Here is a 21,729-nt window from a genome sequence, read left to right as displayed (position 1 = left end):
CAGGGCCGCCATGGTAATCGGGCGCGGCGCATCGTCCCGCCCGCGACAAGGAAAGGGAGATCGATGACACTCCGCCGCACGACCGTTCTTGCAGTTTCAGGCCTGATGATCCTTGGCGCCTGCGCCGACCCGTCAATGACCGGAACCTCGCCCACCGCCGCCCCCGCCTCGGGGATGAGCCGCACACAGCAGGGCGCCTTGGCCGGTGCCGCCGTCGGCGCATTGTACGGCGCGACGCGGGACAGCGACAGCAACAACCAAGGTCGCGACGCCGCCCGCGGGGCGATCCTGGGTGCCGCTGCCGGTGCGGTCGCCGGCAACATCCTGGACCGCCAGGCCGCTGCGCTGGAACAGTCGATCTCGAACCCGAACGTCCAGATCGTGAACCATGGCAGCTACCTGCAGGTGATCCTGCCCGAAGGCATCCTGTTTGCCACCGACTCGGCCGCCGTTTCGGGTCCGGCGCAGTCCGACCTCTACGCCGTGGCGCGGAACCTGAACCAGTATCCGAACAGCCGCGTCGAGGTCATCGGACACACCGACAGCACCGGCACCGCCGCCTATAACCAGGACCTGTCGCAGCGCCGCGCACAGTCCGTCGCCGGCATCCTGGCCGCCGCGGGCGTGTCGTCGAACCGTCTCGTCGCTGTGGGTCGCGGGCAGACGCAGCCGATCGCCTCGAACGACACGATACAGGGCCGCGCCCAGAACCGCCGGGTCGAGATCATCATCCGTCCGACGCAGTAATCGTCGTCATGATCCAGACAGGGCCGGGCCGCCATGCCCGGCCCTTTTCCTTGGGGACCCTCCCATGCCGTTCGAGAAGATCGAGGCCGCCCGCCTGTCCGACGCCGTCATCCGCCAGATCGAAACCCTGATCCTGCAGGGCGTCCTGCGCCCGGGCGAACGCCTGCCAGGCGAACGCGAGCTCGCCGACCGGATGGGCGTCAGCCGCCCTTCGCTGCGCGAGGCGCTGGCAGCGATGCAGGCAGATGGCCTGCTGGTCACCCGCGCGGGGGCGGGCGTCTTCGTGGCCGAAGTCCTTGGCAGCGCCTTTTCGCCCGCGCTCGTGCGGCTGATCGCGCGCCATCCGCAAGCGGCCGACGACTTCCTGACCTTTCGCAAGGACCTTGAAGGACTTGCGGCGGAACGCGCGGCGCAGGCGGCGGGTCCGACGGATCTCGAGGTCCTTGACCGGATCGTGCAGGCGATGGTGCAGGCCACTGGTCAGGCCGATCCCGAGGCCGAGGCCGCCCTGGACGCGGATTTTCACATGGCCATCGTCGAGGCAAGCCACAACCTGATCGCGCTGCACATGATGCGCGCGATGCAGGATCTGCTGCGCCAGGGGATGCTGTTCAACCGCGCCCGAATCTTCGCAAACGCCGATCTTCGCCACCGGATCCTGGACCAGCACCGCGCGATCAACGACGCGCTCCAGGCCCGCGATGGGCAACGAGCCCGCGCGGCGCTGGAGGATCACCTCGACCTGGTGGCCAGCAGCCTCGCCCTACAGCGACGCACCGACGATCAGGCCACCGTTGCGGGTTTGCGCTTGCGAAACCGCGCTGAACCCTGAGGCGCGGACTGCAGCCGGACCGTCAAGCCTCCAAGCCTCCAAGCCTCCAAGCCTCCACAGCGGGCACCGCAAGGCGATCAGATTGTCAATGCCAGTGCTGATCGGCCAGACGATCGCTGCCGGGATGAACAAACCTACGCATAGCCTGAACAAAAAAGGCCCCGGCGCAGAACGCGTCGGGGCCGTCATGGCGACGGGTACGTGCGGTCAGTTCAGCCGACGTGCCACGTCTTCGATCGCTTCATCGATCCCGGCCGAGCGCTGGCCTGCGCGAACCTGAGCCGCGAGGATTTCCGAGGCCGCAGCCACGGCAGTCTGGACCGCACGGTCACGGACGGCGCGGACGGCGTCGTTCTCGGCGCTGCCGATCTGGTCCTGCGCGGCCTGCAGACGACGCTCGATGGATTTGTCCAGGTCTTGGCGCGCCTTCGCGGCCTGGGCCTCGGCTTCGCGCTTGGCGTTAGCGACGATCTGCTCGGCCTGGGTCTTCACCTCGCGCTGGCGGCGCTCATAGCTCGCATAGATCTCCTGCGCTTCCTCGCGCAGGCGCCGGGCCTCGTCCAGATCGCCACGGATGGCGTCCGCGCGCTTGTCCAGCAGCCCGCCCAGCATCGCGGGGACGCGGTAATAGACCAGGATCGCGATGAAGGCGATGAAGGCCAGCAGCACGATGAAGTTCGTGTTGCGCAGCGAGAAGAAGGGGCCGGTCGCCGCGGCGGCAGGTCCTGCCGCCAACAGGGTCGTGGCGGCGATTGCGATCACGCGGTTCATTGCAGCGCCCCTTTCATGCGGCCATCGACGGCGGCGCCCACCGCAGCATCGTCGGTCCTGCCGCCGAAGGCGGTGACCAGTTCTGCCGTGACATCGCGGGCCACCTGACGCGCGTCGGTCTCGGCCGAGGCGCGGATTTCGCGGATGCGCGTTTCGGATTCTGCGGTGCGGGCGGCAATCTCGGCATCGGCCTTGGCGATCGCCGCGTCCAGCTGTGCCTGGATCTCGGCGCGGTTCTGCGCGACGATGGCCTGCGCCTCGTGGCGGGCATCGGCCAGCGCCTTGTCATAGGCGGCCTCGGCCTCGCGCGCCTTGTGCTTGAATTCTTCTGCGGCCATCAGATCACCTGTGACGGCGCCCTGGCGGTCCGACAGCACCGCCGCGATCCGGGGCAGAGCCACGCGCGACAGCACGAGATAGAGAACCACCAGCGTGACGACCAGCCAGAAGATCTGGTTGCCGAAGGTGGCTATATCCAGCTGCGGAAGGCCCGCGGCTTCTTCGGCATGTCCCACAAGCTCGACCCCGGGGGTCGGCACGTGAGCGCCGGCGGCATGGGTCTCGTCGACAACGACGGCCACGCCCTCAGTGGTTTCGACCGCGGTGGTGGCGGCCTCTTGCAACAGGCTGAACATATCCTACCCCATGGCCTTTGAACGAACGATGGGGTGGGGGTCAGGCCCCCACCCCGCCGCAAGGATGGCGAGGGATCAGACCGCGAACATCAGCAGAAGCGCGACGAGGAACGAGAAGATCCCCAAGGCTTCCGCAAAGGCCATGCCGATGAACAGCGTGGCGGTCTGGCCGGCGGCGGCCGACGGGTTGCGCAGGGCGCCCGACAGGAAGTTGCCGGCAACGTTGCCCACACCGAGGGCGGCAAAGCCCATGCCGAACGCGGTCAGACCGACGCCGATGTACTGGCCCAGTTCTCCGATATTGCCTTCCATGGTATTTCTCCTTGCGGTTGGAAGATTGGCGATCTTGGTGACGCGGTCCCGGCAGGGGACCGCCCGGGGCGCTGGCCCTGCCGTCAGTGCGACGGGTGCAGCGCGTCCTTGAGGTAGACGCAGGTCAGGATGGTGAAGACATAGGCCTGCACGAAGGCGACGAGCACCTCGAAGGCATACATCCCGACAACCGCGATGATGGCGACAGGGGCGACGGCGGCGATGGCCGCGAAGCCCGCGAAGACCTTGATGACGGCGTGGCCCGCAATCATGTTGCCGGCCAGTCGGATGGACAGGCTCAGCGGGCGCACGAAATAGCTGATGACCTCGATCACGGCCAGGATCGGACGCACGGCCAGCGGGGCCGAGCGGACCCAGAAGAGATCCAGGAAATGCGCGCCGTTCTTCACGAAGCCGATGATCGTGACGCCGAAGAACACGGCCAGCGCCAGAACGCCGGTGACGGCGATGTGCGAGGTGACGGTGAAGGCCATCGGGATGAGGCCCAGCAGGTTCGCGAAGACCACGAACATGAACAGCGTCAGGACATAGGGGAAGTACTGCAGGCCGTCCTTGCCGGCGATGTCCTCGATCATCTTGTGAACGAGGCCGTAGGCCATCTCGGCCATGGACTGCGCGCGGTTCGGGACAATGGCGCGGCCACGGGTGCCAAGCACCAGCAGAGCGATGGACGCCAGCGCCGTCAGCGCCAGCCATAGCGTGACGTTGGTCGGCGTGTACCAGTGCACCTCTCCGGCGCCGAACAGCGGCGAGACCACGAACTGGTCCATCGGATGGAATTCAAGGCCGCCGCCAGTCGCTTCCGTCGCCACGATCAATCCCTCTCGTCACTTTCCGGCGTTTCGCCGGATTTCCTGTCAAGCTCGGACGCGGTGCGCATCAAGGACTTGATGCCGGCCGCGAGGCCGAGGAAGATAAACACGACCATCAGAATGGGCGTCGTGCCCAGCAGATAGTCCAGCCCGTAACCGATCGCGAAACCCAGCCCGAGGCCGGCCACAAGCTCGATCACCATGCGCCAGGCGAGGTTCGCCTGTTCGTACTTGCCCATCGGGTTCGGACCCTTGGGCTTGGGCGCCTTCTCGGCCAGCTTCGCCTCCAGCGCGCGCAGCCGGGCGGCATCCGCTGCCCTGTCCGCGTCGTCCTGGGGCCCACCGGCCATTCTCACGCCCCCGTCATCGTTGGGCGCTGTCTAGGGGCAAGCGCCGGTCAAGTCAAGCAAACGCGGCCGCCGCTCAACCTATTGTAATTACGGCTATTTGCGAAATTCCGCTTTCGCTGCCGCGGGTTGCATTCACCCGGCGCCTCCTGCATCATTCAACCGTCCGGTTGATCATCCCCGGCATGAAGGCGCCCCGATGACCTCACTTTCCCTGCCGGATCGGCTGGATCTCATCTTTGCGGCGCTGGCCGATCCGACCCGCCGCAGGGTCCTGTCGATGCTGCTGGAAGACGACATGGCGGTCAGCGATGTCGCGCAGCCCTTCGACGTCAGCCTTGCCGCGATCTCGAAGCACCTGGCGGTGCTTGCGGCCGCCGGCCTGATCCGGCAAGAGCGGCGCGGCCGGATCACCTGGTGCAAGCTCGACCCCGACGGGATGCGGGCAGCGTCGGTCTGGATGCAGGGCTTCGGGCAGTTCGACCCGATCGACCTGGACGATTTCGAACGGTTCCTGCGGACCGAGTTGAGGGAAAGCGATGACCAGGACGCCTGACGTGCTCTGCATCGGGGCCATGCTGTGGGACGTGATCGGCCGCGCGCCGCGACGCATGGCGCCCGGTGCCGACGTTCCCGGCCGCATCAGGCACCTGCCCGGCGGCGTGGCGCTGAACGTCGCCGTGGCGCTGGCCCGCTGGGGCCTTGCGCCCGCCGTTCTGTCCGCCGTCGGCCGCGACCCCGAGGGCGAGGCCCTGATCGCAGAGGCCAGCCGCCTTGGCGTCCTGACCGACCGCCTGACCCGGGACGCTGGCCTGCCGACCGACTGCTACATGGGTATCGAGGACAGCGAGGGGCTTATCGCGGCCATCGCCGACGCCCACAGCCTGGAACAGGCGGGCGCGGCAATCTTGGCGCCGCTCGATGCGCTGGACTGGGCCGGACCGGTCGTTCTGGACGGCAACCTGACGCAGGACCTGCTGGACGTGATTGCCCGCGACCCGCGGCTGGCGCGCGCCGACCTGCGCGTCGTCCCGGCCAGCCCCGGCAAGGCCGAAAGGCTGGAGCCGCTGATCGCCGCCCGCCGCGGCTGCTTCTACCTCAACCGCCTCGAGGCCGAGATCCTGGCCGGGCGCGCCTGTCCCGACGCCGCCAGCGCGGCCGAGGCCGTCGTGGCGCGGGGCGCAGCCCGTGTGCTGGTCACCGACGGCCCGAACCCTGCGGCCGAGGCCATCGCCGGCGGCATCACCCTGACCCATCGCCCGCCCGCCGTCACCGTCGCGCGCGTCACCGGCGCCGGCGACTGTTTCCTGGCCGCGCACCTGGCGGCCGAACTGAACACCCAGCCGCGCGACGCGGCCCTGGCCCGCGCCGTCGAAGCGTCGGCCGCTCATGTTTCCGGAAAGGACGTTCCTTGAGCCACAGCGCCCCCCTCACCTTCGCCCCCGAAGTCGCCGACGCACTGGATCGCGGCCTGCCCGTGGTCGCGCTGGAATCGACGATCATCACCCACGGGATGCCCTGGCCGCAGAACCTGGAGATGGCCGAGAAGGTCGAGGCGACGATCCGCGACAGCGGCGCCGTCCCCGCGACCATCGCCGTCATGGGCGGCCAGATCCACATCGGCCTGACGCCCGACGCCCTGCGCGCGCTGGCGCAGACCCCGCCCGCCGAGGCCATGAAGCTGAGCCGCGCCGACCTGGCGGCCTGCCTGGCCAACGGCCGCACCGGCGCCACCACCGTCGCTGCGACCATGATCTGCGCAAACCTGGCGGGCATCCGGGTCTTTGCCACCGGCGGCATCGGCGGCGTTCATCGCGGGGCCGAAACCAGCTTCGACCTGTCCGCCGACCTTCAGGAACTGGCGCAGACGCCGGTGACGGTGGTGGCCGCCGGCGCAAAGGCGATCCTCGACCTGCCGAAGACGTGGGAGGTGCTGGAAACCCTTGGCGTGCCCGTCATTGCCTTCGGACAGGACGAGCTTCCGGCCTTCTGGTCGCGCACCTCCGGCATCAAGGCGCCCCTGCGCATGGACCGCCCCGAGGAAGTCGCCGCCGCCGCCGACATGCGCGCCCGCCTCGGCCTGCGCGGCGGCCAACTGGTCGCGAACCCGATCCCCGAGGCCGCCGAGATCCCGCAGGACCAGATCACCCCGGTGATCGAGCAGGCCTTGGCCGAGGCAGAGGCGCAGCGGATCGCCGCCAAGGAGGTCACGCCCTTCCTTCTGTCCCGCATCTTCGAACTGACCGAAGGCCGCTCCCTCGCCTCGAACATCGAGCTGGTGTTGAACAATGCCCGCCTTGCCGCGCGCATCGCTGCCGCCATGGCGGCCTGACCGGATCAGATCGGCCGCATCGACGGGAACAGCGCCGCCAGGTCGAAACTGTCGGCGTTGTTCAGCTTGTCGGCGTGATTCTCGATGAAACGATCGGCGGCAACCTGCCCCGCCGTCTTCATCGACGCCAGAAGGCCCGGACCCGGCAGCAGTTTCGACCGCGCCGTCAGGTCGGTCATCAGCGCGTCGTCGTCGATCAGGTGGACCAGCACGTTCTTCATTGTCCCCTCCTCCACCTTGCCCTGCGCGAACAGCCGCTTGACGAAGTTGATCGCGCGCAGCTGCGACATCAGAGAGCTGTTGAAGCTGACCTCGTTCACGCGGTCGGCGATCTCGACCGGGCTGCGCGGCAAGGCCTCGCGCATCAGCGGGTTGATCGCCACGATCAGGATGTCGCGCGGCAGGCTGGAGCGGTAGAGCGGAAAGAGCGCCGGGTTGCCGGTAAAACCGCCGTCCCAGAACGCCTCGACCTGACCGGTGTCCGGATCGAAGATGTCGACCGCGCGAAAGAGCGTCGGCAGGCAGGCCGAGGCCATGACCGCATCGGGCGTCGCCTGCGCGCCGGTAAAGACCTTGATCCGCCCGGTGCGGACGTTCGTCGCGGCGACATAGAGGCTCGGCCCGCCCTCGCGGCCGAAGTCCGGATGGGGAAGCCCGCGCAGCAGCGCGTTCAGCGGGTTCACGTAGAACGGCCCATAGTCATAGGGGCTGAACAGCCGCGTCAGGTTGTCCAGCCAGGCCGCCGGCGACAGCATCTCGGTCCAGCGCTGCATGCCTCGCGGCATGGGAACCAGCGAATGCAGCCAGCGCACCACGCGGTTGTCGCTCATCTGCCCGATCTGTGACCACATGACGTCCAGGTTTTCTCGCGCGGCCCGACGCCCGCCAAGGCCCTTGTGCGCCCCAAGCCCCGCCTTCAGCGCCGCGCCGTTCAAGGCACCGGCCGACGCACCGCTGATCGCCGCGATATCCAGCCAGTGCTCGTCAAGAAGCCGGTCCAGCACGCCCCAGGTGAAGGCGCCATGCGCCCCGCCGCCCTGCAGGGCAAGGTTGATGCTCTTGTGCTTCATCGGCCGCCCTCGCATGATGCAGTCGCAGCATGATACGAGCGACCCCACTGAAAACAAGCCCAAGGAAATTGCTGCAATGCAGCAACCGGCGTTGCGGTTGCCCTCAGTCCTCGGCGTTCGCCTCGGCCCGGCTCTTGCCGGCGACGTCCAGCGCCAGGGTGGCCGCCATGAAGCGGTCGAGGTCGCCATCAAGCACGCCCTGCGTATCGCTGGTTTCTTCGCTTGTGCGCAGGTCCTTCACCATCTGGTAGGGGTGCAGCACATAGGACCGGATCTGGTTGCCCCAGCCCGCATCGCCCTTGGCCGCGTGCTGAGCGTTGATCTCGGCGTTCCGGCGGTCCAGCTCCATCTGGTAGAGGCGCGACTTCAGCGCGGCCATGGCGTTGGCGCGGTTCTGGTGCTGCGACTTTTCCGAGCTGGTGACGACGATGTTCGTCGGAAGGTGGGTGATCCGCACGGCCGAGTCGGTGGTGTTCACGTGCTGGCCGCCCGCGCCCGACGACCGATAGGTGTCGATGCGGATGTCGCGGTCGGGGATGTCGATCTCGATGTTGTCATCGACGACGGGATACACCCAGACGCTGCTGAAGGACGTGTGCCGCCGCGCCGCGCTGTCATAGGGGCTGATCCGCACCAGGCGGTGCACGCCCGATTCCGACTTCAGCCAGCCATAGGCGTTGTGGCCGGTGATCTTGTAGGCGGCGCTGCGGATGCCGGCCTCGTCGCCGCCGGTTTCGGACAGAAGCTCGACCTCGTAGCCCTTCTTCTCGGCCCACCGCACGTACATGCGCGCCAGCATCGACGCCCAATCGCAGCTCTCGGTGCCGCCGGCGCCTGCATTGATTTCCAGGAAGGTGTCGTTGGCGTCGGCCTCGCCGTTCAGCAGGGCCTCCAGCTCCTTCTGCGCCGCGAGGTCCGCCAGCGCCTTCAGGTTCGCCTCGGCCTCGGCCACCAGGTCGGCGTCGCCCTCTTCCTCGGCCAGCTCGACCATTTCGGCATTGGCCGCCAGGTCGCCCTCGATCCGGCGATAGGTTTCGATCGCATCCGACAGCGACTGCCGCTCGCGCATCAGCTTCTGCGCGCGGGCCGGGTCCGACCACAGGTCGCCATCCTCGATCATCGCGTTCATCTCTTCCAGGCGATGAGGCGCCGTGGTCCAGTCCAGCCGCTGCCCCAGCAGCGACAGAGAGCGGCGGATGGCCTCGATGGCAGAGAGGGTCTCGGCGCGCATGGACAGGCTCCTTCGGTCTGGCGTCAAGTCCGGTGTGATAACGCGCCCCGCCAGCTTGGGCAAGGGCAGCGCGGTGGCAACCCATGTCCCCCGCGAGGCGTTCTCCGGGAAACGGAGGAGCCATGCAAGACCTGCTGTCCCAGACCTTCCAGCCCCTGCACTCCATGAGCCTCGCGACCGCGACGGCACGACTGGTCCTGGCGCTGATCCTCGGCGCGCTGATCGGATGGGAACGGGAAAGTTCGGACCACGAGGCGGGGCTGCGGACGCACATGATGATCTCCATGGCTGCGGCGCTGTTCACCGTGATCGCGATGGAGCTGACCCACATGCGCGCCGACAGCGACGCGACCCTGCAGATAGATCCGCTCCGCCTGATCGAGGCCGTCACCTCGGGCGTCGCGTTTCTTGCCGCCGGCTCGATCATCATCACCAGGGGATCGGTGCGCGGGCTGACGACGGGCGCCTCGATGTGGCTGGCGGGCGCGATAGGCTTGTCCTGCGGCACGGGCAAGGGAATGCTCGCGGTCATCGCCGCGGCCTTCGGGCTGATGGTGCTGCGCCTGCTGCGCTCGCTCGCCCGGCACAAGCGGTCGCAAGCGACGGATGGCAAGTAACGGCGCGGAGCCGCGCGCCCTGCGGGGGGTGCGGGGGGCGGCCAGCCCCCCGCCGTCGCGGGACGCAATCCGCGTCAGTAGAGGCCGCCCGAAGACATCGTGCCAAAGTCCGTCCGCTTGGGAATGACCCGCCGTTCGCCCGTCGAGGTCGTGATCGCCGTAGCCGCGCTTTCGCCCGCCTCCCACGGCAGGATCACCGTCTCGTCGCCAAAACCGGACACGACATAAGGCGCCAGCCAGTCCGGGTCCATGCCTTCGCGGAAGTACTCGCTGATGACGTTCGGGCCGGTTGCGTTGTCGGGAAGGCGCTGGCCCGTGATCCGGTCGATCTTGACCCAGTACCCGCCCTCGGGCACCCTGAACTCGGTGCCGCCGAACTTTGCCACGGCCTCGCGCATGAAGTCGTTGAAGACCGGCACGCAGAGCGTCCCGCCATAGGCGCGCTCGCCCAGGGACCGCGGCTGGTCATAGCCCAGATAGCAGCCAGCCACGATGTTGCTGGAATAGCCGATGAACCACACGTCCTTGGCGTCGTTCGTCGTCCCCGTCTTGCCCGCGATCGGCACCGGCAGGTCGACCCCTGACCCCGAGCCGCGTTCGACCGCGCCCTCCAGCATCGAGGTCAGCTGATAGGCCGTCACCGCATCCATCACCCGCTCGCGGTTGGTGTCGATGACCGGCGCCTGCCCCGCAGGCATCGCCTGCATCGCGCAGGTCTCGCAGACGCGCTGGTCGTGGCGATAGATCGTGCGCCCGCGACGGTCCTGCACCCGGTCTACCAGCGTCGGCTCGACACGCTCGCCGCCATTGGCGAACATTGCATAGGCGGCGACCATCTTGAACAGCGTCGTTTCCTGCGCGCCCAGGGCGTTGGCCAGGAACGGCTTCAGGTCGTCGTAGACGCCGAAATCCTCGGCATAGCGGGCCACCTGCTCCATCCCGATATCGTCGGCGATGCGGATGGTCATCAGGTTGCGCGACTGCTCGATCCCTGTACGCAGGGGCGTCGGACCATAGTGGCGGCCCGAGGAGTTCTTCGGCTCCCACAAGCCCTGCGGCGTGTTGATGCGGATGGGTTCGTCCACCACGATCGTCGCGGGGGTATAGTTGTTATCCAGCGCGGCGGCATAGACAAAGGGCTTGAAGCTGGACCCCGGCTGACGCTGCGCCTGCGTCGCCCGGTTGAAGACCGAGCTTTCATAGGAAAAGCCACCCTGCATGGCCAGGACGCGACCGGTGTTGACGTCCATCGCCATGAAGCCGCCCTGCACCTGCGGCACCTGCCGCAACGTCCAGCGGATGAAGCTGCCGTCGCTGTCGCTGGTCATCGCGCGCACCAGCACCACGTCGCCCACGTCCAGCAGGTCGTCCGCAACCTGCGCCCGCGGACCCAATTGTCCGGTTTCGCGGTCCAGCGGCCGGGCCCATTGCACGTCGGCTGCGGGAATCGAGTGGCCGTCGGCGTCCTCCTCGATGCCCTCGATGCCGATGCGGGCGTCGCTGGCACCGACCTCCAGCACCACGGCGGGATGCCAGCCGGGGATGTCGCGCGGCAGGCGCAGATCCCACAGCGCGCCGCGCCATGCCGCCTCGTCATTCAGCGCCTCGGCGGGGATCTGCTCTCCGGTGCCGCGCCAGACGCCCTGGTTGCGGTCGTAATCCTCCAGCGCCTGCTGCAGTGCGGTCGCCGCCTCGGATTGCAGTTCGGGATCGACGGTGGCGCGGATCGTCAGGCCCCCGCCGAAGAACTCCTCCTGCCCGAACTCGCGGCTCAGCTGGCGGCGGATCTCGTCGGTGAAATAGTCACGCGGCGGCAGCTGGCGCTGGAACGACGGAAAATCGCCGTTCTGCACCGATTTCAGCGGCAACCGGGCCTCGGCCTCGTAGGTCGCCTCGGTGATGAAGCCATTCTGCCACATCTCGCGCAGGACATAGTTGCGCCGTTCGGTCACCCGCTCCTTGGCGCGGACGGGGTGATAGCGGCCGGGGGCCTGCGGCATGGCGGCCAGCATCGCGGCCTCGTGCGGGGCCAGTTCGGACAGCGAGTTGTTGAAATAGGTCTGCGCGGCGGCGGCGACGCCGAAGCTGTTCTGGCCCAGGAAGATCTCGTTCAGGTACAGCTCCAGGATCTGGTCCTTGGTCAGCGTACGTTCCAGCCGCGACGCCAGGATCAGTTCCTTCACCTTGCGCTCGACGCTGCGGTCGCTGGACAGAAGGAAGTTCTTCATCACCTGCTGCGTGATCGTCGATGCACCGCGCACGTTCGACCCGCCAGAGGCCAGCGCCTGCCAGGCCGCACTGACGATCCCGCGCAGGTCATAGCCGGGATGGCTGTAGAAGTTCTTGTCCTCGGCGCTGATGAAGGCCTGCTTGACCAGGTCGGGGATCTCGTCGATGGGCACGAACAGGCGGCGTTCCTCGGCGAATTCATCGATCAGCTGGCCTTCCGCCGAATAGATGCGGCTGATCGTCTTGGGCGAATATTGCGCAAGCGTCTCGTGGCTGGGCAGGTCGCGGGAGTAGATCCAGAAGATCCCGCCGATGGTGAGCGCGGCGAAGAAGGCCGCCGTCACGACCCAGGAAAAGATTGCCCCGAAGAATGAAAGTATGATGCGCAGCACGGGATTTCGCCTTTCCAAGCCTTGCGCCGTCTATAACCGCACCACCCTGCCCGGTCAAAGCAACTGTCGGTGTCAGCGGCGCAGAAGCGCGGCCCGCGCCTGTTCGTCGCGCCACCATCCGGTGACGGCCTCGGCCACGGCATCGACCATCCGGGCGCGCCAGTCGGGATCGGTCAGGTTGGCCAGGTCGTTTTCGTCGGTGATGAAGCCCAGTTCCAGCAGGACCGATGCGATGTCGGGCGACTTCAGCACCGAGAACGCGGCGCCCTGCACCGGCCGTCCGTGCAGGCCGATGCCGCGCAGCGCCATTCGCGACGTCAGCTGCCGGGCGAAGGCCTCGGAACGGGGCTGGGTGTCGGTGCGGGCGAAATCCATCAGCGCGACGGCCAGGGCATCGTCCTGGCTTGTCAGGTCCATCCCCAGCAGCAGGTCGTCGCGCTGGTGTCGCATGATCAGCTGCCGGCTGGCACGCCCGTCCGAGGACGAGGACCAGACATAGATCGTGGCCCCCGCCGCCTGCCCCTGGGGCAGCGCATCCGCATGCAGCGAGACCAGCAGGTGCGCCCCCGCCTGCCGGGCCGTCGTCATCCGTCCCTCCAGCGGAACATAGACGTCGCTGTCGCGGGTCATCGCGACCGTCACGCCCCGCGCCTCCAGCGCGCTGCGCAGTTCGCGGCCGAAGGTCAGGACCATGTCCGCCTCGGTCTCTCCGCCCGCCTGCGCGCCGGGGTCGAACCCGCCGTGGCCCGGGTCCAGCGCGACCACAAGGCCGTCGGCCCGCGGCGGGGCCTCGGGCAGGTCCGCGGGGTCGGGCAGGTTCCGCAGGGCCGCCGCCGCCGAGGGGCGGGGCGAGAAGTCGCCTTCCCCGACCGGCACCAGCGCCACGCGCAGGACCGCATCGGCACCCTTGGTGGACATGCCGGCACTGGCGACCGCGAAGGGGCGCGGCAGTTCCATGACGATGCGCGACCAGCCCCGGCGGAAGCTGCCCCAGCGGATCGCCGGCATCCGGGCCTCTCCGAACAGTTGGGACGGGTCGCCGCCGGACAGGTCCACGTCCTTCAGGTCGATCACCAGCCGCGCCGGCTCTCCGACCAGGAAGGTGCGCCAGGCCACCGGGCGGTCCAGCGTCAGCCGCACCTCCAACGGCATCGGGCCGAAGAGGCGGTGCCACCACCCCGTTCCCGCCTCGGTGACGGCCGAGGCGCCAAGACGCAGGCCCGCAGGCTCTTGCGCCACTGCCTGCAAGGGCAGCAGCAAGGCCAGGACCAAGGCGCTCGCCCTCATCTGGCCGCCATGAACGCGGCCAGTCGTTCCAGTCCCTCGATGATATCTGCCGTTGCCCGCGCGTAGGAGAAACGCAGCGTCCGGTCCCCGCGATCGGGATCGAAATCCAGGCCCGGCGTGACAGCGACGCCGGCCTTTTCAAGAAGTTCCGCGGCGAACTTCACGGAATCCGCGGTCAGGTGCGACACGTCCGCATAGATATAGAACGCCCCTTCCGGCGGCGCGATGCGGTCGAACCCGGCGCGCGGCAAACCCTCCAGCATCAGGCGCCGGTTCCCGGCATAGACGGCCAGATTTGCCTCGGCCTCGGGGAAGCAGTCCAACGCCGCCAGCGCCGCCACCTGGCTGGCATGGGGCGGGCAGATGAACAGGTTCTGGGCCAGCCGTTCCACCGTGCGGACCATCTCCGGCGGAACGACCATCCAGCCCACCCGCCAGCCGGTCATCGAGAAATACTTGCTGAACGAGTTGATGACGACGACCTCGTCGGTCACCTCCAGGGCGGAATGGCAGCGGTCGCCGTAGGAGAGGCCATGATAGATCTCGTCCGAGATGACGGCCATGCCGCGCGCCTGCGCCGCATCGGTCAGCGCCCCCAGTTCCGGCACCGTCAGCACCGTGCCGGACGGGTTGCCCGGCGACGCAAGGATAAGCCCCGCCGCGTCGGGCAGATCCGCGGGACGCGGCTGATAGCGGTCCTCGGCCCGCGTCGGAATGCCCACGGCTTCCAGCGACATGGCGCGCAGGATCTGGCGATAGCTGGGATAGCCCGGAAACCCCATCGCGACCTTGTCGCCCGCGTCGAACAGCGCCGAGAAGGCGAGGATGAACGCCCCGCTGCTGCCGGATGTAACCACTACCCGCGCGGGGTCGAGGTCGACGCCGTACCAGCGGCGGTAAAGGTCCGCGATGCCCCGCCGCAGCGCCGGCAGGCCAAGCGCGACGGTATAGCCCAAAGGCTGGGACAGCGCCTCGGCCAGCGCGCGGCGGGCGCCTTCGGGGGCGGGCGTGCCGGGCTGCCCCACCTCCATGTGGATGATGTGACGGCCTGCCGCCTCGGCGCGGCTGGCAGCCTCCATCACGTCCATCACGATGAACGGGTCCACTTGTCCGCGCAGGGAAGATCGCATGGCTCGGCCTCTTCTTTTTTCGAATGGTGATAGCGCGGGATGCGCCCATGCTCCAGTCATTTGGGCAGCGGATTTTACCGGTTGGGTGTCACGCGGCTGTGTCGGCGGTCTTCTTGCCTTCGCGGTCGGCGCGGTCCAAGCTGCCGCGCGACCACGAACCGAAGGGGCCCGTTGCCATGAACCGCCTGTCCGCCGCGCTGCTGCTGAGCGCCGCCCTCGCATCGCCCGCGCTGGCGTTCGATGTCAAGGCCATGTCCGAGGATGAAAAGGCCGCCTTCGGCGAAGCCGTCCGTGACTACCTGATGGAAAACCCGCAGGTGCTGGTCGAGGCGATCACCGTCCTGGAAACCCGGCAGGCCGAGCAGAGCGCCCAGAACGACGTGGCCCTTGTCGAGGCCCATCGGGACGCGATCTTCAACGACGATCACAGCTGGGTCGGCGGCAATCCCGATGGCGACCTGACGATGGTCGAATTCATCGACTATCGCTGCGGCGTCTGCCGGCAGTTCAACCAGGAAATCTTAGACGCGGTCGAGGAAGATGGCAACATCCGCCTGATCCTGAAGGAATTCCCGATCTTGGGCGAGGAAAGCGAGCTGTCGAGCCGCTTTGCCATATCGGTTCACCAGATCGCGGGGGACGATGCCTACAAGGCGGCGCATGACGCGCTGATCACCCTGCGCGGCCCCGCCACGATCGAGGCGCTGCGCGTCATCGCGGACGATATCGGCCTCGAGGCCGACGGCATCCTGCAGCACATGAACACCGAGGCCGTGACCGGCATCCTGCGCGAGAACCGCCAACTGGCCGAAGCCATGGCGATTCAGGGGACGCCGACCTTCGTGATCGGCGACCAGTTGCTGCGCGGCGTCCCGCGGGTGGGTGTGGCCGAAACCATAGCCCAGATCCGCGAGACGATGTAGTCACGCCAGCGCGGCCCGGACGGCATCCGCCAAGGGCGAAGAGGGCCGTTCGATCAACCATGCAAGCACGGCGCCCTCCCCGTCCAGCGCCCCGTGGCATCACAGCCCGCGACGGCCGGGGCCAACGGTTCAGTCAGGCGCCTTGAACACGGTCGCCGAGTAGTCGGCCCCGTGAAGGCGGACATAGGGGATGTCGTGCCGGGCCTGACGGCCGATTCTCAGTCGGCGGAACTGCGGGAATAGACGTCCTCATAGCGGATGATGTCGTCTTCGCCGAGATAGCTGCCGGTCTGCACCTCGATCAGGACCATCGGCACCTTGCCCGGATTCTCCATCCGGTGGACGGCGCCGAGGGGGACATAGATCGACTGGTTCTCGGTCACCAGCGTCACCCGGTCGTCCACGGTGACACGTGCAGTGCCCGACACGACGACCCAGTGTTCCGACCGATGGACGTGGCTTTGCAGCGACAGGGCTGCGCCGGGCTTGACCACGATGCGCTTGACCTGGAAGCGGTCGGCCAAGGCCAGCGTCTCGAACCAGCCCCAGGGGCGATGGTCGCGCGGAAAGCTTTCCGCCTGCCTGGCCCGCTTGGCCTTCAGCGCGCTGACGGCCTGGCGGACATCCTGCGCCCGCGACCGGTCGGCCACCAGCACCGCGTCGGCGGTCGCCACCACCATCAGGTCGGAGAGGCCGATGCCCACCACCTGCAGATCCTCGCTGTCGGACCGCAGCAGGACGTCGCAACAATCTATGGCGGTCGACCGGGCATCAGTCACGACGCCCGTCTCGGACGGCGCCTGGCCCAGTTTCTCTCGCCACACGGCGTCCCAGCCGCCAAGGTCCGACCAGCGCCCCGAGAAGCGGACCACCGACAGGTTGTCGGCCTTTTCCATGACCGCATAGTCGATCGAATTGTCATCGGCCTGCGCCCAGGGCTCTCGTGCTAGACGGAGGAAGCCCAGGTCGGTCTGCGCCTGGTCGAGCGCCGCCTGGACCGGCTGCAGATAGGCGGGCGCATGGGCGCGGAAGGCGTCGATCATCGTGCGGGCGCTGAAGAGGAAGATCCCCGCGTTCCAGAGGAAGTTCCCGGCGGCGACCATGTCGGCAGCCGTCGCCGCGTCGGGCTTTTCCACGAACCGGTCGAGCGGCTGCGGGCCTGCGCCCGTCGAGGCGAGTTGAAGATAGCCGTAACCGGTCTCTGGGCGGTCGGGGGTGATCCCGAAGGTGACGATGCGGCCTTGGGCGGCCAGGCCCGCCCCCTCGGTGACGGCGGCCGCGAACGCATCGGCATCGGGAATGACATGATCCGAGGGAGCGACCAGCACCAGCCGGTCCGGGTCCTCGGACGCGACCATGAGGGCGGCGGCAAGAATCGCGGGCGCTGTGTTCCGGCCGGCGGGTTCAATGACAATGGCGCCGGGGGCGACGCCCGCCTGCTCCAGCTGCTCGGCCACGATGAACCGGAAGTCGGAATTGGTCATTACCACCGGCGCGTCGAAAAGCGGTCCCGACAGCCGCCGGGCCGAGGCCTGGAACAGCGTCTCGTCCCCGACGAGGGCGGCGAACTGCTTGGGAAAGCTCTTGCGCGACACGGGCCACAGCCGCGTCCCTGATCCGCCAGCCATCAGAACCGGAGTAATCTTTCCCATCGCAAAACCTTTCATGCCTTTGTCTGTCGTCGCGCCGGCACAAGCCCGACTGACGCGGCCACTCAAGGCCCTGCAGTCGCGCCCGTCAACCGCGGCACGGCAGCGGGCGCCACATGCGGTGGTTTTATCTGCAAGCTGTTGCGGACAGAAGATACAAGCGGGTGCCGTTGCGGTGATTTCCCGAAAAGTTTCAGGACCCCCCCGCGCCGGGGCGCAGGGGGTCAGTGCTGGAAAACTTGCCGTCGGCCGCTGCCGCGACAGCCGTTCAGCTGTCAGGCGTGGTTCTCACAGGACCCCACTTCGAGTTCGGCTTGGACGTCGGGGGCATCGGCCTGTTGTTAGGCACGGTCGTGAAGTTCGGCCGCTGGCCTCCGCGCGGCCCGACCTCCGGGGAGGTGCCGCCGTCTCTGCCGGAACTCTGTCCGGGTTTCCTTCCACCCATGCTGGATCTCCTTCTGTTATCCACAGGGAAGCCCGAATGTCGGGGATGAGCCTGTGGAGACCAGAGGCACCCATTGAACCTGCGACTTTGACGTGGTCCGATAATAGGGCCACAAAAGGTCGGCAGGTTTGCCTCGCATGTGCCTTGGATCATGCAAGGCGGCCGGGGCGCGAAGGGTCCTGCTTCGCGCCCCAACCCAATCCCTCAGCTGCAGCCGCTGGTGCCGCCGCAGGTGTTGCACTTCATGCAGGTCCCGTTGCGGACCAGCGTGTAGTTGCCGCATTCGCCGCAGGGATCGCCCTCGTAGCCCTGCATCCGGGCCTTGGTGCGCAGGTCCAGCCCGACCTCGGCCATGCCCGTTGCCACGGCGGCGGTCGCCGTGCCGGCCTGCAGCACCATCAGGTCGTGCGGCAGGCGCTTGCGCAGGTAGCCGGCGCTGCTGATCTGCTTCAGCATGGTCAGCGATTTCAGCTCGGACTGCTCGGTGACCGGGGCCTGACGGCCCTCGCCCTCGCCGCCGCCCATCTCGTCGAAGCGCGCGCCTTCGGGGGCCACATGTGCCAGATCGGTGCGGTCCAGATAGCTGACAGCAAGTTCGCGGAACACATAGTCGATGATCGAGGTCGCGTTCTTGATGCTGTCATTGCCCTGCACCATGCCCGCCGGCTCGAACCGGGTGAAGGTGAAGGCGTCCACGAACTCCTCCAGCGGCACGCCGTATTGCAGGCCCACGGACACGGCGATGGCGAAATTGTTCATCATCGCCCGGAAGCCCGCGCCTTCCTTGTGCATGTCGATGAAGATCTCTCCCAGACCGCCATCGTCATATTCGCCGGTGCGCAGATAGACCTTGTGCCCGCCGACGATGGCCTTCTGAGTGTATCCCTTGCGGCGCTGCGGCAGCTTTTCGCGGTGGCTGCGCACGATCTCCTTGACGATGACGCGCTCGACGATCTTCTCGGCCAGCACGACCGCCTTGTCATGGTTCGAGCCGTGGACCAGCGCCTCCTGCGCGTCGTCGTCATCCTCGACCAGCGCGCTTGCCAGGGGCTGCGACAGCTTGGAGCCGTCACGATAAAGCGCATTGGCCTTGATCCCCAGGCTGTGCGACAGCTCATAGGCGGCCAGCGTGTCATCGATGGTGGCGCTGGAATGCATGTTGATCGTCTTGCTGATCGCGCCCGAGATGAAGGACTGCGCCGCCGCCATCATGCGGATATGGCTTTCGACCGACAGGTAGCGCTTGCCGGTCTTGCCGCAGGCGTTGGCGCAATCGAAGACCGACAGATGTTCGGGCTTCAGATGCGGCGCCCCTTCCAGCGTCATCGTTCCGCAGACATGATCGTTGGCCGCGTCGATCTGCGCGCGGGTAAAGCCCAGGTGGCGCAGAAGGTCGAAGGCCGGGTCGGCCAGCTTCTCGGCGGGAATGCCCAAGGTGCCGCGGCAGAAATCCTCGCCCAGGGTCCACTGGTTGAAGACGAAGCGGATGTCGAAGGCTGAGGCCAGCGCGGCCTCGATCCGGGCGATCTCTGCCGCGCCAAAGCCGTGACCGGCCAGCGAGGAATGGTTGATCGCCGGGCAGTTGCCAAGCGAGGCGTGGCCCACGGCATGGCCCACGATCTCTTCGATCTGCGCCGATGGGTAGCCCAGCTTGGCCAGGGCCGCGGGGACCGACTGGTTGATGATCTTGAAGTAGCCGCCGCCGGCCAGCTTCTTGAACTTGACCAGCGCGAAGTCGGGCTCGATCCCCGTGGTGTCGCAATCCATCACGAGGCCGATCGTGCCGGTGGGCGCGATGACCGTGGTCTGGGCGTTGCGGAATCCATGCGCCTGCCCCAGGGCCAGCGCCTCGTCCCAGGCCGCGCGGGCCAGGGCCGCCAGCGCCGGGTCGGGGCAGTTGGCCGCATCCAGCGCCACGGGGGCGACGTTCACGCCCTCGCATTCGGTGCCATGGGCGGCGGCACGGTGGTTGCGGATCACCCGCAGCATGTGGTCGGCGTTGCGGGCATAGCCGGGGAAGGCGCCCAGTTCCGCCGCCATCGCGGCCGAGGTGGCATAAGCCACGCCGGTCATGATCGCCGACAGCGCCCCGCACAGCGCGCGGCCCCCGTCGCTGTCATAGCCCAGACCCATGTTCATCAGCAGGCCACCGATATTGGCATATCCCAGACCCAGCGTGCGGAAGTCATAGGACCGCTGCGCGATCTCCTTCGACGGGAACTGCGCCATCAGCACGCTGATCTCCAGCGTCACGGTCCACAGCCGACTGGCATGGACATAGGCATCCGCGTCGAAGCGGCCCTCGGTCCAGAAGGTCAGCAGGTTCATCGAGGCCAGGTTGCAGGCCGTGTCGTCCAGGAACATGTATTCGCTGCAGGGATTGCTGCCGCGGATCGGCCCGTCCTCGGGGCAGGTATGCCAGGCGTTGACCGTGTCGTGGAACTGGATGCCGGGATCCGCGCAGGCCCATGCGGCATGGCCGATCTGGTCCCACAGCTCGCGCGCGCTGACGGTCTTGGCCACCTTGCCGTCGGTGCGGCGGATCAGCTCCCACGGGGCATCCTCGCGCACGGCGCGCAGGAAGGCATCCGTCACCCGAACCGAGTTGTTCGAGTTCTGGCCCGACACGCTGACATAGGCCTCGGAGTCCCAGTCCGTGTCATAGGTCGGAAACTCGATTCTGTCGAAGCCCTGGCGCGCGTATTGCAGGACCCGGTTCACATAGGTTTCCGGGATCATCGCGCGCTTGGCCGACTTGATCGCGGCCTTCAGCGCCTCGTTGGCGGCAGGGTCGGTGGCGTCCTCGGCCCGGCCGTCCCAGGTGCGGATGGCGGCGAAGATCGCGTTCAGCTCGCGCTCGTGCATCTTCGATCCGGCGACAAGGCTCGCGACCTTCTGCTCCTCGATGACCTTCCAGTTGATGAAGGCCTCGATGTCGGGGTGGTCCATGTCGCAGATGACCATCTTGGCCGCCCGCCGCGTGGTCCCGCCCGACTTGATCGCGCCCGCCGCGCGATCGCCGATCTTCAGGAAACCCATCAGGCCACTGGACTTGCCGCCGCCCGACAGCCTCTCGCCCTCGCCGCGCAGGCTGCTGAAGTTCGTGCCAGTGCCGCTGCCATACTTGAACAGGCGCGCCTCGCGGACCCACAGGTCCATGATGCCGCCGTCGTTCACGAGGTCGTCGCTGACCGACTGGATGAAGCAGGCATGCGGCTGCGGATGTTCATAGGCGCTGGAGGACGCGGTCAGCTTGCCGGTCTTGTAGTCGACATGGAAGTGTCCCTGCCCCGGCCCGTCGATGCCATAGGCCCAGTGCAGCCCGGTGTTGAACCATTGCGGGCTGTTCGGCGCCGCCATCTGGCGGGCCAGCATGTGCCGCATCTCGTCCAGATAGGCGCGGGCATCCTCTTCCCTGCTGAAATAGCCGCCCTTCCACCCCCAATAGGTCCAGGCCCCCGCCAGCCGGTCGAACACCTGCGCAGCGCTCGTCTCACCCACGTAGCGCTGGTCCTCGGGCAGGTCCTGCAGGGCGGCATCGTCAGCGACGCTGCGCCACAGGAACTCGGGGACGCCGCGCTCCTTGACGGGCTTCAGGCGGGCCGGCACCCCCGCCCTGCGGAAATACTTCTGGGCGATGACGTCGCTGGCCACCTGGCTCCAGCCCAAGGGGACCTCGACGCGGTCGTTGCGGAAGACGGTGGTGCCGTCGGGGTTGCGTATCTCGCTGACGGTTGTGGTGAACCCGATGCCGCCATAGGCTCCGCCGGTTTCCGTAGTGAATCGCCGTTCGATCTGCATGCCAATCCCCTGTTGAACTGTCGCCCGCCCCGCGGTCACCTGCGATTGCGCGAAAGCATGCGCCTGGCTTACGCCGAGGATGCGCCCGGGCGGCCCCGGCGATGGCTTTCGGTTCGGATCGCACTTGTGGCAGGGCATGAGACCTC

The 21,729-nt window shown here is 67.6% G+C and carries 19 protein-coding genes; 7 read left to right on the top strand and 12 right to left on the bottom strand.

Going from position 1 to position 21,729, the window contains the following annotated elements; translation table 11 throughout:
* Positions 1 to 63 precede the first annotated feature (63 nt).
* Both OC159_RS03815 and OC159_RS03810 read left to right on the top strand, forming a co-directional pair.
* Complete coding sequence (locus tag OC159_RS03815; protein ID WP_265499824.1) at positions 64 to 747, top strand: OmpA family protein; 684 nt, start codon at positions 64 to 66, stop codon at positions 745 to 747.
* Between the two features lie 64 nt (positions 748 to 811).
* Positions 812 to 1,579 (top strand): FadR/GntR family transcriptional regulator, encoded by a 768-nt coding sequence (locus OC159_RS03810; protein ID WP_265499823.1) that lies wholly within the window; start codon positions 812 to 814, stop codon positions 1,577 to 1,579.
* Between the two features lie 207 nt (positions 1,580 to 1,786).
* Here OC159_RS03810 and OC159_RS03805 read toward each other — a convergent pair whose 3' ends face one another.
* The 5 genes from OC159_RS03805 to OC159_RS03785 all read right to left on the bottom strand — a co-directional run bounded on the left by OC159_RS03805 (position 1,787) and on the right by OC159_RS03785 (position 4,480).
* Positions 1,787 to 2,350 carry a F0F1 ATP synthase subunit B gene (locus OC159_RS03805; protein WP_265499822.1) on the bottom strand — a complete coding sequence of 188 codons (564 nt, stop codon included), beginning with the start codon at positions 2,348 to 2,350 and terminating at the stop codon, positions 1,787 to 1,789.
* Entirely contained in the window at positions 2,347 to 2,985 is a 639-nt protein-coding gene (locus tag OC159_RS03800; RefSeq protein WP_265499821.1) for a F0F1 ATP synthase subunit B', read from the bottom strand. The genes OC159_RS03805 and OC159_RS03800 overlap by 4 nt, the downstream gene beginning before the upstream one ends.
* A gap of 75 nt (positions 2,986 to 3,060) precedes the next feature.
* Positions 3,061 to 3,297: a F0F1 ATP synthase subunit C gene (locus tag OC159_RS03795; RefSeq protein WP_167621732.1), complete on the bottom strand. Its 237-nt coding sequence runs from the start codon at positions 3,295 to 3,297 to the stop codon at positions 3,061 to 3,063.
* A gap of 83 nt (positions 3,298 to 3,380) precedes the next feature.
* A complete protein-coding gene (locus OC159_RS03790) occupies positions 3,381 to 4,130 on the bottom strand; it encodes a F0F1 ATP synthase subunit A (protein ID WP_265499820.1) in 750 nt (249 codons plus the stop codon).
* 2 nt (positions 4,131 to 4,132) lie between these two features.
* Positions 4,133 to 4,480, bottom strand: coding sequence for an AtpZ/AtpI family protein (locus OC159_RS03785; protein WP_265499819.1), 348 nt, complete (start codon positions 4,478 to 4,480; stop codon positions 4,133 to 4,135).
* A 196-nt stretch (positions 4,481 to 4,676) separates the two neighbouring features.
* Here OC159_RS03785 and OC159_RS03780 point away from each other — a divergent pair, with 196 nt between their 5' ends.
* From OC159_RS03780 to OC159_RS03770, 3 genes are read left to right on the top strand one after another with little or no spacing between them, the layout of a single operon-like run.
* Positions 4,677 to 5,033 carry an ArsR/SmtB family transcription factor gene (locus tag OC159_RS03780; protein WP_265499818.1) on the top strand — a complete coding sequence of 119 codons (357 nt, stop codon included), beginning with the start codon at positions 4,677 to 4,679 and terminating at the stop codon, positions 5,031 to 5,033.
* Entirely contained in the window at positions 5,017 to 5,892 is an 876-nt protein-coding gene (locus tag OC159_RS03775) for a PfkB family carbohydrate kinase (RefSeq protein ID WP_265499817.1), read from the top strand. The genes OC159_RS03780 and OC159_RS03775 overlap by 17 nt, the downstream gene beginning before the upstream one ends.
* On the top strand, positions 5,889 to 6,809 hold the full coding sequence (locus tag OC159_RS03770) for a pseudouridine-5'-phosphate glycosidase (RefSeq protein WP_265499816.1): 921 nt from the start codon (positions 5,889 to 5,891) through the stop codon (positions 6,807 to 6,809). Before OC159_RS03775 ends, OC159_RS03770 begins: the two co-directional genes overlap by 4 nt.
* A gap of 5 nt (positions 6,810 to 6,814) precedes the next feature.
* On the opposite strand, the gene OC159_RS03765 is transcribed toward OC159_RS03770, so the two are convergent.
* Positions 6,815 to 7,879: a patatin-like phospholipase family protein gene (locus OC159_RS03765; RefSeq protein WP_265499815.1), complete on the bottom strand. Its 1,065-nt coding sequence runs from the start codon at positions 7,877 to 7,879 to the stop codon at positions 6,815 to 6,817.
* Positions 7,880 to 7,982: 103 nt separating this feature from the next.
* A complete protein-coding gene (gene prfB, locus OC159_RS03760; RefSeq protein ID WP_265499814.1) occupies positions 7,983 to 9,110 on the bottom strand; it encodes a peptide chain release factor 2 in 1,128 nt (375 codons plus the stop codon).
* Positions 9,111 to 9,232: 122 nt separating this feature from the next.
* Between prfB and OC159_RS03755 the strand changes: the two genes are divergently transcribed.
* Entirely contained in the window at positions 9,233 to 9,727 is a 495-nt protein-coding gene (locus OC159_RS03755) for an MgtC/SapB family protein (RefSeq protein WP_265499813.1), read from the top strand.
* Positions 9,728 to 9,801: 74 nt separating this feature from the next.
* On the opposite strand, the gene OC159_RS03750 is transcribed toward OC159_RS03755, so the two are convergent.
* The 3 genes from OC159_RS03750 to OC159_RS03740 all read right to left on the bottom strand — a co-directional run bounded on the left by OC159_RS03750 (position 9,802) and on the right by OC159_RS03740 (position 14,765).
* Positions 9,802 to 12,348 (bottom strand): penicillin-binding protein 1A, encoded by a 2,547-nt coding sequence (locus OC159_RS03750; RefSeq protein WP_265499812.1) that lies wholly within the window; start codon positions 12,346 to 12,348, stop codon positions 9,802 to 9,804.
* A gap of 72 nt (positions 12,349 to 12,420) precedes the next feature.
* Positions 12,421 to 13,635 carry an N-acetylmuramoyl-L-alanine amidase gene (locus OC159_RS03745; protein ID WP_265499811.1) on the bottom strand — a complete coding sequence of 405 codons (1,215 nt, stop codon included), beginning with the start codon at positions 13,633 to 13,635 and terminating at the stop codon, positions 12,421 to 12,423.
* Positions 13,632 to 14,765 (bottom strand): pyridoxal phosphate-dependent aminotransferase, encoded by a 1,134-nt coding sequence (locus tag OC159_RS03740; RefSeq protein ID WP_265499810.1) that lies wholly within the window; start codon positions 14,763 to 14,765, stop codon positions 13,632 to 13,634. The genes OC159_RS03745 and OC159_RS03740 overlap by 4 nt, the downstream gene beginning before the upstream one ends.
* A 176-nt stretch (positions 14,766 to 14,941) precedes the next feature.
* Between OC159_RS03740 and OC159_RS03735 the strand changes: the two genes are divergently transcribed.
* The gene (locus OC159_RS03735; protein WP_265499809.1) at positions 14,942 to 15,688 is read left to right on the top strand and encodes a DsbA family protein; all 747 of its coding nucleotides are present in this window, start codon (positions 14,942 to 14,944) and stop codon (positions 15,686 to 15,688) included.
* A gap of 218 nt (positions 15,689 to 15,906) precedes the next feature.
* On the opposite strand, the gene OC159_RS03730 is transcribed toward OC159_RS03735, so the two are convergent.
* Together OC159_RS03730 and OC159_RS03725 are read right to left on the bottom strand one after the other, a co-directional pair.
* Positions 15,907 to 17,340, bottom strand: coding sequence for a mannose-1-phosphate guanylyltransferase/mannose-6-phosphate isomerase (locus OC159_RS03730; RefSeq protein WP_265499808.1), 1,434 nt, complete (start codon positions 17,338 to 17,340; stop codon positions 15,907 to 15,909).
* A 646-nt stretch (positions 17,341 to 17,986) separates the two neighbouring features.
* Positions 17,987 to 21,583: a vitamin B12-dependent ribonucleotide reductase gene (locus tag OC159_RS03725; protein WP_265499807.1), complete on the bottom strand. Its 3,597-nt coding sequence runs from the start codon at positions 21,581 to 21,583 to the stop codon at positions 17,987 to 17,989.
* Between the last annotated feature and the right edge of the window lie 146 nt (positions 21,584 to 21,729).

The organism is Paracoccus beibuensis, assembly GCF_026162625.1.
Lineage (GTDB): Bacteria > Pseudomonadota > Alphaproteobacteria > Rhodobacterales > Rhodobacteraceae > Paracoccus > Paracoccus beibuensis.
This window is presented reverse-complemented; position numbering and strand designations above follow the sequence as displayed.

Excerpts from the sequence above, each read along its gene's own strand:
- OC159_RS03815 (WP_265499824.1), top strand. The coding sequence starts at position 64 with ATGACACTCCGCCGCACGACCGTTCTTGCAGTTTCAGGCCTGATGATC.
- OC159_RS03810 (WP_265499823.1), top strand. The coding sequence starts at position 812 with ATGCCGTTCGAGAAGATCGAGGCCGCCCGCCTGTCCGACGCCGTCATC.
- OC159_RS03805 (WP_265499822.1), bottom strand. The coding sequence starts at position 2,350 with ATGAACCGCGTGATCGCAATCGCCGCCACGACCCTGTTGGCGGCAGGA.
- OC159_RS03800 (WP_265499821.1), bottom strand. The coding sequence starts at position 2,985 with ATGTTCAGCCTGTTGCAAGAGGCCGCCACCACCGCGGTCGAAACCACT.
- OC159_RS03795 (WP_167621732.1), bottom strand. The coding sequence starts at position 3,297 with ATGGAAGGCAATATCGGAGAACTGGGCCAGTACATCGGCGTCGGTCTG.
- OC159_RS03785 (WP_265499819.1), bottom strand. The coding sequence starts at position 4,480 with ATGGCCGGTGGGCCCCAGGACGACGCGGACAGGGCAGCGGATGCCGCC.
- OC159_RS03780 (WP_265499818.1), top strand. The coding sequence starts at position 4,677 with ATGACCTCACTTTCCCTGCCGGATCGGCTGGATCTCATCTTTGCGGCG.
- OC159_RS03775 (WP_265499817.1), top strand. The coding sequence starts at position 5,017 with ATGACCAGGACGCCTGACGTGCTCTGCATCGGGGCCATGCTGTGGGAC.
- OC159_RS03765 (WP_265499815.1), bottom strand. The coding sequence starts at position 7,879 with ATGAAGCACAAGAGCATCAACCTTGCCCTGCAGGGCGGCGGGGCGCAT.
- prfB (WP_265499814.1), bottom strand. The coding sequence starts at position 9,110 with ATGCGCGCCGAGACCCTCTCTGCCATCGAGGCCATCCGCCGCTCTCTG.
- OC159_RS03755 (WP_265499813.1), top strand. The coding sequence starts at position 9,233 with ATGCAAGACCTGCTGTCCCAGACCTTCCAGCCCCTGCACTCCATGAGC.
- OC159_RS03745 (WP_265499811.1), bottom strand. The coding sequence starts at position 13,635 with ATGAGGGCGAGCGCCTTGGTCCTGGCCTTGCTGCTGCCCTTGCAGGCA.
- OC159_RS03740 (WP_265499810.1), bottom strand. The coding sequence starts at position 14,765 with ATGCGATCTTCCCTGCGCGGACAAGTGGACCCGTTCATCGTGATGGAC.
- OC159_RS03735 (WP_265499809.1), top strand. The coding sequence starts at position 14,942 with ATGAACCGCCTGTCCGCCGCGCTGCTGCTGAGCGCCGCCCTCGCATCG.
- OC159_RS03730 (WP_265499808.1), bottom strand. The coding sequence starts at position 17,340 with ATGGGAAAGATTACTCCGGTTCTGATGGCTGGCGGATCAGGGACGCGG.
- OC159_RS03725 (WP_265499807.1), bottom strand. The coding sequence starts at position 21,583 with ATGCAGATCGAACGGCGATTCACTACGGAAACCGGCGGAGCCTATGGC.